13 protein-coding genes are annotated in these 15,243 nt (G+C 69.2%); 3 read left to right on the top strand and 10 right to left on the bottom strand.

Annotated features, from left to right (window positions below; genetic code table 11):
• Nucleotides 1-18: 18 nt before the first annotated feature.
• From kduD to ACLHIH_RS12400, 8 genes are all read right to left on the bottom strand, one after another.
• Nucleotides 19-783: a 2-dehydro-3-deoxy-D-gluconate 5-dehydrogenase KduD gene (kduD, locus tag ACLHIH_RS12435; protein WP_411317139.1), complete on the bottom strand. Its 765-nt coding sequence runs from the start codon at nucleotides 781-783 to the stop codon at nucleotides 19-21.
• Nucleotides 780-1,655, bottom strand: a complete 876-nt coding sequence (locus tag ACLHIH_RS12430; protein WP_411317138.1) for a fumarylacetoacetate hydrolase family protein — start codon at nucleotides 1,653-1,655, stop codon at nucleotides 780-782. Before ACLHIH_RS12430 ends, kduD begins: the two co-directional genes overlap by 4 nt.
• Nucleotides 1,652-2,842, bottom strand: a complete 1,191-nt coding sequence (locus ACLHIH_RS12425) for a glycoside hydrolase family 88 protein (protein WP_411317137.1) — start codon at nucleotides 2,840-2,842, stop codon at nucleotides 1,652-1,654. Before ACLHIH_RS12425 ends, ACLHIH_RS12430 begins: the two co-directional genes overlap by 4 nt.
• 44 nt (nucleotides 2,843-2,886) lie before the next feature.
• Nucleotides 2,887-3,555: a DUF624 domain-containing protein gene (locus ACLHIH_RS12420; protein ID WP_411317136.1), complete on the bottom strand. Its 669-nt coding sequence runs from the start codon at nucleotides 3,553-3,555 to the stop codon at nucleotides 2,887-2,889.
• A gap of 4 nt (nucleotides 3,556-3,559) precedes the next feature.
• The gene (locus ACLHIH_RS12415) at nucleotides 3,560-4,474 is read right to left on the bottom strand and encodes a carbohydrate ABC transporter permease (RefSeq protein WP_411317135.1); all 915 of its coding nucleotides are present in this window, start codon (nucleotides 4,472-4,474) and stop codon (nucleotides 3,560-3,562) included.
• On the bottom strand, nucleotides 4,474-5,412 hold the full coding sequence (locus tag ACLHIH_RS12410; protein WP_411317134.1) for a carbohydrate ABC transporter permease: 939 nt from the start codon (nucleotides 5,410-5,412) through the stop codon (nucleotides 4,474-4,476). Before ACLHIH_RS12410 ends, ACLHIH_RS12415 begins: the two co-directional genes overlap by 1 nt.
• Before the next feature lie 83 nt (nucleotides 5,413-5,495).
• Nucleotides 5,496-6,773 (bottom strand): extracellular solute-binding protein, encoded by a 1,278-nt coding sequence (locus ACLHIH_RS12405; protein ID WP_411317133.1) that lies wholly within the window; start codon nucleotides 6,771-6,773, stop codon nucleotides 5,496-5,498.
• Nucleotides 6,774-6,831: 58 nt separating this feature from the next.
• Nucleotides 6,832-8,859, bottom strand: a complete 2,028-nt coding sequence (locus tag ACLHIH_RS12400) for a DUF2264 domain-containing protein (RefSeq protein ID WP_411317132.1) — start codon at nucleotides 8,857-8,859, stop codon at nucleotides 6,832-6,834.
• Nucleotides 8,860-8,993: 134 nt separating this feature from the next.
• On the opposite strand from ACLHIH_RS12400, the gene ACLHIH_RS12395 reads away from it, so the two are divergent.
• Both ACLHIH_RS12395 and ACLHIH_RS12390 read left to right on the top strand, forming a co-directional pair.
• Nucleotides 8,994-10,952 carry a heparinase II/III family protein gene (locus tag ACLHIH_RS12395; RefSeq protein ID WP_411317131.1) on the top strand — a complete coding sequence of 653 codons (1,959 nt, stop codon included), beginning with the start codon at nucleotides 8,994-8,996 and terminating at the stop codon, nucleotides 10,950-10,952.
• On the top strand, nucleotides 10,949-12,037 hold the full coding sequence (locus ACLHIH_RS12390; RefSeq protein ID WP_411317130.1) for a substrate-binding domain-containing protein: 1,089 nt from the start codon (nucleotides 10,949-10,951) through the stop codon (nucleotides 12,035-12,037). The genes ACLHIH_RS12395 and ACLHIH_RS12390 overlap by 4 nt, the downstream gene beginning before the upstream one ends.
• A gap of 27 nt (nucleotides 12,038-12,064) precedes the next feature.
• On the opposite strand, the gene ACLHIH_RS12385 is transcribed toward ACLHIH_RS12390, so the two are convergent.
• Entirely contained in the window at nucleotides 12,065-13,489 is a 1,425-nt protein-coding gene (locus tag ACLHIH_RS12385) for a DUF222 domain-containing protein (RefSeq protein ID WP_411317129.1), read from the bottom strand.
• 179 nt (nucleotides 13,490-13,668) lie between these two features.
• Between ACLHIH_RS12385 and ACLHIH_RS12380 the strand changes: the two genes are divergently transcribed.
• A complete protein-coding gene (locus ACLHIH_RS12380) occupies nucleotides 13,669-14,619 on the top strand; it encodes a DUF429 domain-containing protein (RefSeq protein WP_411317128.1) in 951 nt (316 codons plus the stop codon).
• Here the strand turns inward: ACLHIH_RS12380 and ACLHIH_RS12375 are convergent.
• Nucleotides 14,608-15,243, bottom strand: a complete 636-nt coding sequence (locus tag ACLHIH_RS12375) for a DUF1294 domain-containing protein (RefSeq protein WP_411317127.1) — start codon at nucleotides 15,241-15,243, stop codon at nucleotides 14,608-14,610. The genes ACLHIH_RS12380 and ACLHIH_RS12375 overlap by 12 nt on opposite strands.

The following is a 15,243-nucleotide window of genomic DNA, read 5'->3' as shown; positions in this document are numbered from 1 at the left end:
TTGCGTTGTGGTTCGAGGTCACCGGACGAGCCAACCGCCGTCGACGGGAACGATGGCGCCCGTCACATAGGAGGCGGCGTCGGAGGCGAGGTAGACGAAAGCGCCCTGCAGGTCTTCCGCCTCTCCCCAGCGCCCCGCGGGGATCCGACCGATGATGGTGCGCTCCCGTTCGACATCTGCGCGGATGGCCGCGGTGTTGTCGGTCGCCATGTAGCCGGGCGCGATCGCGTTGACGGTCACGCCCGAGGCGGCCCACTCGTTGGCGAGCGCCTTGGTGAGGCCGGCGACGGCGTGCTTGGATGCCGCGTATCCGGGCACGAGGATTCCGCCCTGAAAGCTCAGCATCGACGCGACGTTGATGATGCGACCCGAACCGCGGGCGAGCATGTGTCGCCCGGCCGCCTGCGAGAGGTGGAAGACGGCGTCGAGGTTGACCGCGAGCACCTCGCTCCACGCGTCGGCGGGATGCTCGGCGGCCGGCGCCCGGCGGATCGTGCCCGCATTGTTGACGAGGATGTCGACGGCCCCGAGTTCGGCGATCGCTTCGTCGACGGCGGCCGCGAGTTCGGTTGCGCCGGCCGACGCGAAGTCGCGGCGGATGAGGTGGACGCGGCGCCCGAGCGAGCGGATGCGCTCCGCCGTCTCGGAGGCGTCCCCCCGGTCGAGGAGCACGACGTCGGCACCCGCCTCGGCGAGACCGACTGCCGCGGCCTGGCCGAGCCCCTTCGTCGATCCTGTGACGAGGGCGACGCGCCCGTCGAGTCGAAAGCGGTCGAGGATCATGATCGGACTCCTTCGGTGCGGGGCGCAGCGGCCGCGAATCGGGTGGTGAGTTCGCCGAGACCGGCCACACGGATGGTGACCGAGTCGCCGTCGGCGAGGGGGCGATGGGCCGCGAGGGCGTCGGGTAGTTTCTGCGGGCTGCCCGTGGCGATCACGTCGCCCGGTTCGAGCACCATGACCTGGCTCAGGTAATGCACGATGAACGCCATTGGGAACACGAGGTCGGCGGTGCTCTGCGACACGGTGACGAGCCCGTCGCGCACGACTTCGACCGTGAGATCGTGCGGGTCTGCCACGGCGTCGGATGTCGTGATCCACGGGCCGAGCGGGCCGAACCCGTCGAAGCACTTGCCGAGCTCCCACTGGCTCGAGCGCCCCTGCCAGTCTCGCGCCGACACGTCGTTGAAGAGCGTGTAGCCGGCGATGTGCGATGCGGCGTCGTCGAGGCTCACCGCGTCTGCCCGTCGACCGATGACGAGGGCGATCTCCCCCTCGTAGTCGACATCGTCGCTCACGCGGGGCAGCGTGACGACATCCGCGGGCCCACGAAGCACGTTCGGAGTCTTGACGAAGACGTCGGGGTACTCGGGGTCGGGGTCGCGCTCGGAGGCCCCGGCGCGAACGTGGCCGCGGTAGTTGTAGCCGAGGCACAGGATGCGGCCCGGTTGCACGGGGGCGAGCAATCCGACCTCGGCGAGCGATCGCGTCTGCTGCCCCGCGGTTGCGAGCTCGCGGGCTTCGGCGAGCGCGGCGGTGTCGGCGAGCAACGCCTCGAGACTCTCGGCGATGCCGCTGAGGTCGACGACCCGCTCGCCGTCGACGACCGCCCCGGGCCGAGGGCCGTCGTCGGAGCGATACGTGACGAGCCTCACCAGTAGCCCCGCCAGTTCGGTCGGGATGCCCGAGTGAGCGCCTCGAGGTAGAAGTAGTCGCCCCACAGGCTGCCCTCGTCGACACCGACGCTCTTGGGCAGGTCGTAGACACCGTGGAGCAGCAGCGCGTCGGAATCCTCGGGGTGCTCGGGGGTGTAGTTGGCGATGAGCGACCCGAGGATCGCTCGCGCGGTGTCGACCGCCCACGCGGCCCGCTCGGGGTCGGTCTCCACCTCCGCGAGGGTGAACAGTCCGCACACGGCGATCGCGCCCGACGAGCTGTCTCGAGGCGCATCGGCGCCGTCCGTGAAGACGAGGTCCCAGAACGGAACACGGTCGGCGGGCAGGCGGGAGACGAAATAGTCGGCGCACCGACGAGCCGCGTCGAGCAGCCGCGGGTCGCCTGTGGCCCGAAAGTTCATGGCGAAGCCGTACAACCCCCAGGCCTGTCCGCGGGCCCAGCACGATTCGTCGCCGGCACCCTGCTCCGTGCCTCCCCGGAGCGCCTCCCCCGTCTCCGCATTCCAGTAGAACGTGTGGAACGTCGAGTCGTCGTCGCGGAGGATGTGGTCGTGCAACTGCACGGTGTGTCGCCTCACCGCGTCGGCGTACCTGCCGTCACCGGTCTGCTCGGTCGCCCACGTGAGCAGCGGCATGTTCATGAGGCTGTCGATGATGGTGCGGCCGCGCTGCTTCGGATCCTGCAGGTCGCCCCACGCCTGGATGATGCCGGCCGGTTCCAAGAAGCGCCGCATGAGGTGGTCGGCGGCGAGCACGCCGGCATCGCGCGCGTCGCTGTCGCCGTCGAGGCGCCACGCCGCAACAGTGGTGAGGCTGTAGAGAAAACCGAGGTCGTGGGTGTAGAGGTCTTCTCCCGCCCGCACGCGCCGCGAGAAGTCCGCCGTGTCGACCCGCGCCGCCTCGCGGAAGCGGTCGTCGCCGGAGAGCTCCCACGCGAGCCACCGCAGTCCCGTCCAGAAGGTCGTGGTCCACCCGCGGTTGGCTCCGAGCGCGAACCCCTGGCCGGCCGGCCGGAGGAGATACCGGTCGTCCGTCGTCGTGTCGTCGGGAAACTGCGTGCCGAAGGTGGCGATGTTGCGGCGCACCGAGCTGAGAGCGTCGGTGATCGCCCTGTCGAGCGTCGCCGGATCGAGGGCGGTGCCCGTTGCAGGCGTGAGGTATGTCATGGTTTCCAGTCCTTGGTCGAGAGCGTTGATTGCGCGAGCACCGCTCACGCGGTCGCCGGCTCCACGTGCAGCACGGGCTGCAGGGCGAAGCGGGAGTTGGCCCACGCGAGATAGAGGGCCGCAGACGCGGTGATGCCGATCCCGATCGCCGGCAGGTTGACGAAGAGAGCGGCTTGCGTGGCGATGATGAGCAGGGAGACGACGGTGAGATACCACCGGCGCAGGGCGAGAACCGCGCTCGCCGCGAGAACCGCCCCGAGTCGGGCGCCGGGCACCTCCGAGATCGCGACGAGAGCGAGTAGGCCGACGGAGACGGCGAGCACAGCCAAGACGCCGAGCAGCGGCACCGTCATGACCGCGACATCCGTTCCCGCGAGCAGGCTCAGGTCGACCAGGAGCACGACGACGACCGCGACGACCATCGCGCCGATGGCGAGCGATCGACGCCAGCCGTCGCGAAGCCCCGCGAGGTAACCGCGCACGGGTCCGAGCCCTCCGGCAGCGTGCTCGCGGAAGGCGCGGAACGCCGCGGTCACGGCCGGCGCCGCGAAGACGGCCGCCACGGCCAGCACCGGCCACGACCGCGTCGGGTCGGTCGTGATGAGCAACACGACGAGGGGCAACGCCGTCACGAGCATGAGCGCGTTGACGAGGAGACCGAGCGCGACCACTCCGATGGTGCCGGAGACAGCCTCGAACGAGATGCGTCGCATGCGCTCAGCCCTTCAATCCGCTGGTGGCGATGCCCTCGACGAAGTACCGCTGGCCCAGCATGAAGATGATCGCGATGGGCACGATCGAGATCGTGAGTCCCGCGAACAGGAGGGCGTAGTTGGTGTCGTAGAGGTTGCTGACGAAGCTGCGCAGACCGAGCTGCATCGTCCACAGTTCCGGGTCGCGCAGGTAGATGAGCGGGCCGAGGTAGTCGTTCCAGGTGTTCACGAACGTGAGCAGCGCGAGACTCGCGAGCGCGGGCACCGACAGCGGGAGCATGATCTTGCGCCAGATGGCGTACTCGGTCATGCCGTCGATGCGGGCGGCCTCGCTCAGCTCCTCGGGGATCGTCTCGTAGTACTGCTTCATCAGGAACACGCCGAAGGCGCCGAAGGCCTGGAGCAGCATGATCGAGATGAGGCTGTTGGTGAGGCCGGCCTCGGTGAGCAGGATGAACTGCGGGATCATGTAGGACTGCCACGGAACCGCGATGGTTCCGATGTAGAGCAGAAACAACACGTCGCGACCGCGAAAACGCATCTTGGCGAAACCGTAGGCGGCGAACGATCCGGTCAGCACCTGCAGGAGCGTCACGACGGTCGACACGACGAGAGTGTTCCGGGTCCACGTCACGATGTCGGAGCGCGACCAGATCTCGATGTAGTTGCTCCAGATGAACGTCTCCGGAAACCACTGCACGGGCACCGAGAAGACCTCGTTCGCCGACTTCAGCGAGCTCATGAGCATCCAGAAGAACGGGGTGAGCAGGGCCGCCGCGAAGATGATCATCGCGATGTAGCCGATGGCCCGGCCGACCCGATAGCGCGCGGTCTGCTCCCGCGGGGTGCGCATCGGGCGCGGATCGTCGAGCTTGCGCAGGGTCTGCTGCGTGATGTTCCGATCGAGGAGTTCAGACATCAGACGCTCCGTTTCTTGTTCCAGAGGAACTGGACGACCGTGACGGCGATGCAGAGGAAGAAGAGAGCGACGGCAGCCGACGAGGCGAAGCCGAACTGGTTCTCTTCGAAACCGCGACGGTAAATGAACTGGGAGATCACGAGGGTGGACTGCCCGGGGCCGCCACCGGTCATCACGAGGATGAGGTCGAAGATCTTGAGCGAGTTGATGGTGAGCATCACCATGACGAAGAACATCGTCGGTCGCAGGCACGGGAGCGTCACGTTGACGAAGCGCTGCCATACGCCCGCGCCGTCCATGCGAGCGGCCTCGTGCAGTTCGCGGGGCACGGTCTGCAACCCGGCGAGGAACAGCACCATGTAGTAGCCCATGTCGCGCCAGGTGCCGACGATGACGACGGCGGGCATCGCCCACTCGGGCGATGTGAGCCACCCGGGAGGTTCGGTGATGCCGATGAACCGCAGCGCCTCGTTGATGGGCCCGGAGTCGGGGCTGAAGAGCAGGTTCCAGACCACGGCGATCGCGACGATCGAGGTGATGTAGGGGAAGAACGCGGCGGTGCGGAAGAACGAGATGCCGCGCAGCTTGTTGTTGAGCAGCAGCGCGAGCCCGAGCGACGCGACGATCGTCAGCGGGATGTGGAGAACCGTGTAGTAGAGCGTGTTGATGAACGAGATGCGAAAACTGCCGTCGCTCATCAGGCGCTCGTAGTTGGCGAACCCGACCCAGTCGGCGGTGCCGAAAGCGTTCCAGTTCGTGAACGACATGTAGAAGAGCACGACGATCGGGATGAGCGTGAGCAACCCGAACCCGATGAAGTTGGGCAGGATGAAGCTCCAGCCGACGATGGTGTTGTGTCGGCGGAGCTTCGAGCCCGGTCGATGCTGCGGAACCTTCCGCGACGCCGGCGCTGCGGCGGTTGTGGCGCTGGTCGCCATGGGGTCCTCCGGTTATCTGACGATGGTCGGTGCAAACGGTGGTCGGTGCCGGCCCGGGCGATCACCCGGGCCGGCGGGGTGGGTTATTCGGTTCCGACCTCGCTTGCGACTCGCGCCTCCGCCTCCTCGATGGCGGCGTCGATTGGGGTCGAGCCCGAAAGGATCGCGCTGTGCATGTCGGCGAGGATTCCCTGGATGGCCGCCGTCTGGCTCGACGTCGGGTTCTCCGGAAGGGTCTCGTGCTCGGCGAAGGCGAACGTCGAGAGCTCGTCTGTCGGGGCGCCGTCGATCGAGAAGTAGGTCTCGACCACCGAGTCGTTGAGAAGCGCCGGGGTGATTCCGATGCCCGCGAGCACCTGAGCGGCATCCTCACTCGCAGCGAACTCGAGGAACGCCTTGGCGGCGTCGATCTTGTTCTCGTCGATGCCCGCGTTGATTCCGAAGCCGGTCGGGTCACCGAAGGTCACGGGCTCGGCATCGAGTCCGGTCGTCGATGCGTCGTCCTGAGGAATCGGGGCGATACCCCACTCGAAGTCGTTCGCCTCCCCCGATTCCTGCTGGGCGATGAGAGTCGCGACGTACCACGTGCCCATGGGGAGCATGGCTGCCTTCTGGGTGCCGAACTCGCCCTGGTAGGTGAGCTGGTTCGCGGTCGCGGTGTTGAAGGCGACCTCGGAGCCCTCCTCCTCCATGGCCTGCACGCGCTCGTAGTACGGCGCGAAGTGTCCGAAGTCACCCTCGAGGATGTCGGCGCCGCTCTGCGCGCTCGCGAACCCCTGCACCGTCGACTGCCACGTGTGCAGGTAGGCACCCTTGACGTCGGCGGTGGTCAGCTCGGCTGCTGCAGCCTCGTAGTCGTCCCACGTCCACGAGCCGTCCGGCTGCTCTACGCCCGCGGCGTCGAAGAGGTCTTTGTTGTAGAAGAGAACCCAGGAGTCCTGGCGATACGGCACGGCGTACGACGCCCCGTCGATCTCGTACGACGACGTGCCGCCGACCTCCTCGGGCAGTTCGACGTCGGAGACGTCGAGCAGCTGGCCACCCTCCTGGAAGGTCGAGACGAACTTGACCTCCTTCTGGGTGATGATGTCGGGGCCGGAGCGGGCCGCGAGGTCCGCTGTGAGCAGGGTGTTGTATTCGACCGGGTCGTATCCGACGAGGTCGAAGGTGATGTCGGGGTTCTGCTCGGTGAACGCGTCGGTGATGGCCTGGAACTCGGGGGTCGTGTCGAGGCTCCACCCCGACAGGGTGAGCGTGACGGGACCGTCGGGGTCGCTGGCCTCGGAGCCGGAACTGCACCCGGTGAGAACGATCGCCGCGGTGGCGACGACGCCGGCGACTGCTGCGAATGAACGCTTCATAGTTGATTACTCCTTCGTAATGGATGGATGTGATCGCCCGCGGCGCGGACGCTCGGTGCTACCGGTCTGCCGCCTCGGCGGGTCCGGGGGTCGGGTTGCGGCCGGTGGTGACAGCACCGTCCGGCCAGGTGATGGTGGCGACGCCGTCGACGAGGTCGACACCGGTGTCGGTGACCTCGACTCGATCGATTCCGCTCAGTTCGATGAGGCTCGCGGTCCACGCGCCGACGGTCACCGGCAGCTCGAGCACGGGCACGGCGGAGTCGGGCCCGAGCGGGCTCGCATCCGCCCGACGGACGATGGCTCCACGAGCGTCGTCGATCGAACCGACGGGCAGCGAGCCGACGGGCAGCGAGCGGATGCGGCTCCGCACCGCGCCGCAGTGAGCCTCGGCGGTCGCACCTTCAGCCGAAGCCTTCACGGTGTCGCCCGATACGGCCCACCCGCCGATGCGGAGGCGCACCTGCGCGGGTTCGACGTCGAACCCTTCGAGCCCGCGGAGCGCATCGACGCGAGCGAGTCGCACCTCCCACGCTCGACGCACGAACGACACCACGGTGATGTTTCCGGCGATCTCGATGTCACCCTCGATGCCCGACCCGTGGCGGTGCGCGGCGACGCGTGCAGACATCCAGTGGGCCGGCCACGTCGAGGCGGCGACACCCACGGGCTCGTCATCCTCACCCTCGATGCGCACGTCGAGGAGCGTCATCGCCGCGCGATGGGTGGCCCTGCCCGCGTCGTCGACGAGTGCGACGGACTGTTCGAGAGGGTGCTCCCAGGCCGCAGCATCGGCGAGAGGAGCCGCCGCGGTCGCGTAGCCGATGCGCGCATAGAGCGGGGAGTCGCCCGTCACCGCTCCCTTGAGCGCGTGGTCGGTGCCGTGGTTGACGACGCGCGCGATTCCGTCGTCGGCGGTCGTCGCGATGATCCACCCCGCGGAACGCACGGCCCGCAGCGCATCCGCTTCGCTCACCGGAAGCGGCTCGGCTGCGGCCGTCCAGACCGGATGCTCGGCGGGCAGAATGAGCCCGAGAAAGCCCTTGACGGCCCAGTAGGGCGAGCCCGGGCCCGAGTAGGACTGCGCGAGTGCGGGCCACGCGTGGTGCCACCCGAGGGTGAGCTGCCCCTCGTCGGTCGGCGCCCCGTGCTCGGCGAAGTGCCCGACGATGCGTTCGGCGATCGTGCGGAGGCGCCCGGGAGACACCGACGGGACGTCGGCGATGGCGCCGATCCAGAACGGCGCCGCGGCGGCGAAGCGGTAGATGAGGCTCCGCCCCTGAATGAGAGGCGACCCGTCGGCACCCACGAGGTGGATCGCATCCTGCAGGTACCTGTCGAGGGCGGCGACATCGCTCGCGGTCCGCCCGCCGGCAAGGTCGGCGGCCCCGCGCATCCGCGACCAGAGCACGGGATACGTGTGCAGGGCCCAGCCGACGTAGTGGTCGTAGGAGCGCTCGACGCCGTCGGAGATCCAGCCGTCTTCTCGCGCGAGCTCGTCGTGCAGCGCGAGGTCTGCCGCGACATCCGATTCCGACCACGGGCCGCCGACCGAGCGCAGGAAGGTCTGAACGACGATCCGGAACCAGAGCCAGTTCGTTCGCGGGTAGGTGTCGTCGCCGACCACGGGAGCGAGATAGTCGATGACCCGCTCTTGCGTGAGGGCGTCGAGGCGGTCCCAGATCCACTCCCGGGTCATGTCGAGCACGAGGGCGATGGACGCGGCTTCGACCTTGGCTTGAGCGTGCTCGTCGAGGCGCACCCAGCGGTCGGGGGCCGCGGGGTCGACCCCCGCGGTGATGCCGCGTCGATAGAAGTCGGCGAGTTCGTCGAGTCGCGAGTCGTGGGGGGCGTCGATCGATTCCGCGGAGAGACGGAAGCCGGCGAGGAGCAGGGTGCGGGCGAAGCCTTCGAGCCCGTCGACGTCTCGTCCGTAGCCGCCGACCTCGCCGGGAGGGATGATCTGTGAGCCACTCGGCGACGCCCACGCCCGTGCCGCATCGAGGAGGCGATCGGCTGCCGCAGCCCAGTCCGCTCGGGCCCAGCTTGTCGCTGGTCCGGCTGCTGCGTGCACGACGTCGTCCACGAATCTCCTTTGATCGAGCTCCGGTCAACCGGAACTAGAAAGGACGATAACAATCACTTTCGTCATGTTCAAGACTTTTATCGATTGGTTGTGATCGTTTATGATCGCTTTATGGTCATCCCGAGCGACGAACCGTGACGCCGACATCCGCCGACGGTCGCTTCGCGGGCCCGCTCTCGGCGCAGATCGGGATGTTCGCCGACGCCGACACTCTCGCAGATGCCCTGCGTCTGCATCTCGTCGACCCCGCCGAGTCGCTCGACATCCCGCACGATGCCGAGGCGTGGAGTGAGGGCGGGGTCGCCGACAGGGCGACGCTCCTCCACCTGCTCGACCTCGCGAACGCCGAAGCCGCGACACCGTGGCCTCAACCGCTCGCATCTCTCGCCGCGCGCGTGCACGACGACGGCGACCGCGATCGCTGGGAGCAGCGCGCGTTCGAAAGGCAGCGACGGCTGAGTCGAGCCGTCGTCGCGGCTCTCGCCACAGACGACGACCACCCCCTCGAGGCCGTGCTCGACGGGGTCATGCTGCTGTGCGAGCAGAGCTCGTGGTGCTGGCCCGCCCACGACGACGTGCGAGATCAGACCGGTCACGTGCTCGCCGACGTCGAGCGCCCCTTTCTCGACCTCGGGGCGGGCGAGGTGGTCGGTCAACTCGCCGCACTCGATCACGTGCTCGGGCAGCGCCTCGAGAGGCGATACCCCGGCACGCGCGCGCGGATCCGGCTCGAGGCGAAGCGGAAGATCATCGACCCCTTCGTCTCGCGTCGGGATTGGCACTGGATCGGCCTCGACGGCGACGTGCACAACTGGAACCCGTGGATTCACGGCAACGTGCTCCTCGCGGCGCTGCGGCTCCTCGATGATCCCCGGGATGCCGCCCTGCGCGTGCACGTCGTCGACCTCGTGATCGAGGGGCTCGACCGCTACCTCGTCTCCCTGCCCGACGACGGCGCCATCGACGAGGGCTACGCCTACTGGTGGAACGGCGCGTGCCGCGCGATCGAGGCGGTCGACGCCCTCGATCACGCGCTCGGTCGTCGCCTCCGCATCGCGCAGATCTCCGCGCTACGCGAGACCGTGGCGTTCCCTCACCGCATGCACCTCGGTGCCGAGTGGTATCTCAACCTCGCCGACGGCCAAGCCCGCCCCTCGGCCGACCAGCCCTGGCACGCCCTCCATCGAGCCGCGCGAGCGGTCGGCGACTCCGACGCGCTCGCGCACGCCGCGGCCCACCGCACACCGGACAGTCCGGCGGCATCCGAGCACGAGGGTCTGCCGCGATTGCTGCGCGGAATCACCGACCGCGCGTGGGTGGACGCCCTCCCGCAGGCATCACCGCTGCCCGCCGAGGTGTGGTTGCCGTCGACCGAGGTGCTCGTCGCTCGCGAGACCGCGGGCGACTCCCGCGGCGTGTGTCTCGCGGTGAAGGGCGGGCACAACGGCGAACACCACAACCACAACGATGTCGGCTCTTTCGTCGTTGCGTCCGACGGCGTTCCGGTGATCGTCGATGCGGGCCGCCCGACCTACACGCTGCAGACGTTCGGGCCGGAGCGGTATTCGATCTGGACGATGCAGAGCGGATGGCACAACACGCCCGTGCTCGCCGGGTCGGAGCAGCGCGCGGGCTCCGATGCGGCCGCGCGCGACGTGCACCGAACGTCGTCGCCTGACGCAAGCCGGTTGAGCCTGGACGTTCTCGCCGCGTATCCTGACACCGAATTTACATCGTGGCACCGCACGGCGGCGCTCGACCGATCCACGGCGACGATCGTCGTGGAGGACCACTGGACGACAGGGGACGACGCGGGTGCTCCAGATGGCACGAGCGTGCGGATGCTGATCGCCGGCGAGGTCGAGCTCGGCGAGGGCACAGCGCTCATCACCCCTCTCGACGGGGCGAGCCCCCTGCGTGTCGGCTGGACCCCCGCGGCTCCGGCGACCGTCGTGGTTCGCGAGCTCGACGACCCTCTGCTCACGGATGTGTGGGGCCCTCGTATCCGGCGCCTCGACCTGGATGTCGCCGGCCGCGACGGGCTCACGGTCGTCATCGAGCAGGCCCGCACCACGGAAGGGCGCGTTCGATGACCGATCAGCCTCCGCTCGCCTCCGAACGCCGGTCGCACGTGCTCGCGACTCTCGCTCGCGACGGTGCCGTGCGTCTCTCCCAGCTGATCGACGATCTCGGTGGTTCGCCGGTGACGCTGCGCCGCGATCTGGCTCAGCTCGAGCGCGAGGGGCTGCTGCAGCGCGTGCACGGGGGCGCCGTGGCGACCGAGGCGACGGCCGGTAGTGTGCGCGCCGCGCGAGCTCAGGGCGGAGCGATCGCGGTGCTCGTGCCGTCACTGAACTACTACTGGCCGGGTGTTCTGCGGGGGGCGGAGCGCGCGGCGAAGCGGCACGGTCTCGATGTTGTTCTGCGCGGGGCGTCGTACGACTTGCAAGACGAGCGCCCCGTGCTCGAGCGGCTCGTGCGCGACGAGCGGGTGCGCGGCCTCATTGTGGCGCCGAACACCGACACCCCTCACGCTCACGACGTCGTGCGGTGGCTCGCCGACGCCGCCGTGCCGAGCGTGCTCGTGGAGCGGGATGCCGTGCTGCTGCCGGAGGGCACCCCCGTCGAGTCGGTCACGACCGACCACGCACTCGGGGCGGTGCTCGCGGCTCGGCACCTGGCGAACCTCGGGCATCGGCGGGTGGGGCTCATCAGTTCGCGCGACTCGCCCACCTCGCGCAAGATCCGGGCCGGCTGGGAGGCGGCGTGTGCCGAGCTCGGGCTCACCCCGTCGGATCACTTCGAGACGGTTCTGCCGCCCCGATCGAGCCAGGATTTCTCCACCGTCATCGAGCAGACCCTCGACACCGCGCTCGGCGCGCGGGTGAGCGCTCTCGTCGTACACTCCGACCCCGAGGCGATGGCGTTCGTCGACCTCGCGCTCGACCGCGGCATCCGTGTGCCCGACGACCTGTCGGTGATCGCGTACGACGACGAGGTGGCCGAACTGTTCACCCCGGCGCTCACGGCGGTGAGCCCGCCGAGGTCGGATGTCGGTGCCGCCGCGGTCGAACTGCTCGCGCAGCGTCTCGACGACCCGAACCGGCCTGTGCACCGCGTCGTGCTCAACCCGAGCCTCAACGTGCGCGGTTCGACGGCGCCCCCACCTGCCGACTGACGGGGCTGACCTCACGCCGTCACGCGGTCACGCCACGAGCTTCGTCCGTTGTCGCCCGAGTGGCCGCCAGATCTGATCCGGGTCGAGCCAGGGTGGTGCCAATAGTCGGGGTCTGCCCCGGATCATCGCCATCGTGAACTCGGACGCATGCAGCATGTGGTGATGCGCCGAACACAGCAGTGCACCGTTGTCGATGTCGGTCGGACCACCGTTGGCCCGTTCGATCACGTGGTGGGCTTCGCACCATGACGGGGGCGCCTGGCACTGCGGCCACACGCACCCACCGTCGCGAACCGCGAGCGCTTTACGTTGGGCGGTGCTGAAAAACTCCCGCTTGTGGCCTAAATGAAGCACTTCGCCGGTCTCCCCGAGCAGGATCGGCTGATACCCGGCGTCGCACGCGAGCTGTTGCATCGTGACGGCGGAGACGGGTTCGGCGACGTCGTCGAGCCACCCCACTCCGCGCCCGGTCTGCAGCGCGTCGAGGGTCGTGACCGCCATGACCGTGACCGTCGGCCGCAGACCTCCTCGAGTGCTCTCCGCGGCCCGAAGCCCGGCGGTGAGTGTGCCCATCACGATGTCGTACTGCCGCTGCTCGCGAGTCCGAGGGTCTCGCACGCGCTCGACGATAGCGGCGTCGGCGTCGGCATCGCCATCGCCGTCGGCGTCAGCCCCGGTGCCCCCATCCGTTTCGCCCCCGTCCTCTGCGCTCAGAAACCGCGGGGTGACGCCCGGCGCCGAGCCGTCGGCGAAGACGGCGCGCAAGAGCGCGCCGCCGACCGAGTCGCACGTGCCGCTGAAGCGGGTGAGCCCGTTCATCTCGCGCCCGAGGTGAAAGCTGCGGCGCTCGCGAATCTCGGCGTCGCGCGGCTCGGCGCCATCGGGGTCGAGGGTCTCGCGCCAGGCTCGCGCCTGCACCGCGACGAGGTCCGCCGACTCGGTGCGGGCACTCGTCACGAGCGCGCGCTCGGCCGCGGCGACGCTCTCGGGGCCGGCCGTGCGGGAGGCCTGCGTGAGGCTGCGGATGATGACGGATGCCGCCTCCACGCCGATCGACCCCAACCGCAGCGCCTGCGCCACCGCCGGATATTCGCGCGGAAGCTGCTCGCCCTGCAGCGTCGACCTCGGCGACACGGCGGAACCGAGCCGGATGCGTCTGGCCGCCTCCGCTTGCGACACCCGCGTGTAGGCCTCGACGAGGTGCACTCCCTTGGCGTGGCCGAGGCGCTGGGCGAGGCCGTCCTGGCCGAGGCCGTATCGCGAGCGAGCGTCGACCTCCGCCGCCGCAACCGCGCGGACACCGTCGACGAGACGGCCGACCGCTTCGGAGCGCGTCATGAGGGCGCACGCATCCTCATCGCTGAGCTCGCGCAGAGCTGCGCCCGAGCTCACCCGCGCGACGCGCGCGAGCAGCTCTTCGGCCTGCTCGAGGAGGGCGATCGCTTCGTTCATGGTCATACTGTGACAGTGGCCACCGACATTCGAATATCCCAGGCCAGAAGCCTGTTTTGCTGTGGACAATACGAGAAATACGAACCTGTGGAGGAGAAGAGCGAGGCCACCCGAGCACGGGCCCGCGACCCCCGATCGCCGTCAACCGCGCCCCCACCCCCACCCGCTACCCTCCCCTCATGACCTACATCGGCGTCGACCTCGCGTGGGGTGAGGGCACCGCGGCCAAGCGCGCGAACGAGACCGGCCTCGCCCTCCTCGACGAGTCGGGTGTCATCCTCGATGCCGGCTGGGCGCGCGGCATCGACGCCGTCACCGAGTGGGTCGTCGACCGCGCGGGCCCCGGCACGGTCATCGCCATCGACGCTCCCCTCGTCATCCCCAACGAGTCCGGCATGCGGCTCGCCGAGCGCCAGGTGGGCATGGCCTACGGCAACAGGAAGGTCGCTGCGAATGCGAGCAACACGGCGATGGGCTGGCAGGGCGGTGTCGCGCTGCTGCAGAGACTCGAGGTGGCGGGATTCGCGTACACCGACGGCATCCGTCCTCCGACCGACGAGACCCCGGTGTTCTTCGAGTGCTACCCCTACACGACGCTCGTCGGGATGGCGGAGCTCGGCTACGACGTCGAGCGCCCCCGCTACAAGCGACTCGACAAGACCCTCACGGCCCCTCTCGGCAGGGAGCGTCGAGCGCGGGAGTGCGACGAACTCATCAGGCGGATGCTGACGCTCGACGATGCTCGCCCGCCGCTGCGGTTGGCGTCGCACCCCCTCACTCGCGAGCTGGCCGTGACGCCGTCACCGATCGATGACGTGCCATACAAACACCGCGAAGACCTTCTCGACGCGGTGCTGTGCGCCTGGACGGCCGCCATCTGGCACCGCTTCGGCGACGAGCGCACCCAGATTCTGGGGGCCGACGACACTCCGGATGCCCGCGGCCGCCGCGCCACGATCGTCGCCCCCGCTCGCCCGGAGCAGAGGGTCGCGGGCCGCCCGATGCGGGCACCGACGGCCCGCCGCGGCCCGACCGTTCGCCACCCCGTTTCCGCGCGGCCCGCCCGACCCGCGACAACCGGCTCGCGCACGACAACCGGCTCGCCCGCTGCTCCTCCGTCACCGGACTGACGCGCCGAACCACCCTGCCGACACCGCGAGCAGCACGCCGACATTCACGACGACCGACAGCCAGAAGGCCCACTGGAAGCTGGCTTTGCGCGTCTTGTGACGCAGGATCTGCTGCGCCAGCACCGCGCCGGGCCACCCGCCCAGCAGTCCGATGACGATCAGGGTCGTCTCAGGCGTGCGCCATCGGCCGTTCTGCGCCGCCGACTTGTCGACCGCGTAGGTGATGACGGCGAGCAGGCTGAGCGCCAGGTAGCCGAGCGCGACACCGACTGGCACTGCTCGCTCGAGAACGAGGAAGCCGAGCAGCACCCCGAATGCCGCGACCACGACGAAGGGCAGCGCGCTTCGCTTGCCGCTGAGCTTCTTCGCCGGCGAGCGAGCGGGCGCGCGCCCCGACCCGACTGACCGCCCCGACCGCTCAACCGCCCTGGCCTGCTCCTTTCCGTCGGATGTCAGCACCGTCTCGTAGCTCACCACCTCGCCGACCCGCGGGGTGGGCGTTCTGGCCGCGAACGAGGTGATGTGCACGAACACGTCGCGCCCACCACCCGTCGGGCTGATGAACCCGAAGCCGCGTTGCGCATTCCACGTGACGACCGACCCTTCGACTCGGGTCGCCCCCAC

The sequence above is a fragment of the Marisediminicola sp. LYQ134 genome (genome assembly GCF_046599635.1).
GTDB lineage: Bacteria > Actinomycetota > Actinomycetes > Actinomycetales > Microbacteriaceae > Marisediminicola.
This window is presented reverse-complemented; position numbering and strand designations above follow the sequence as displayed.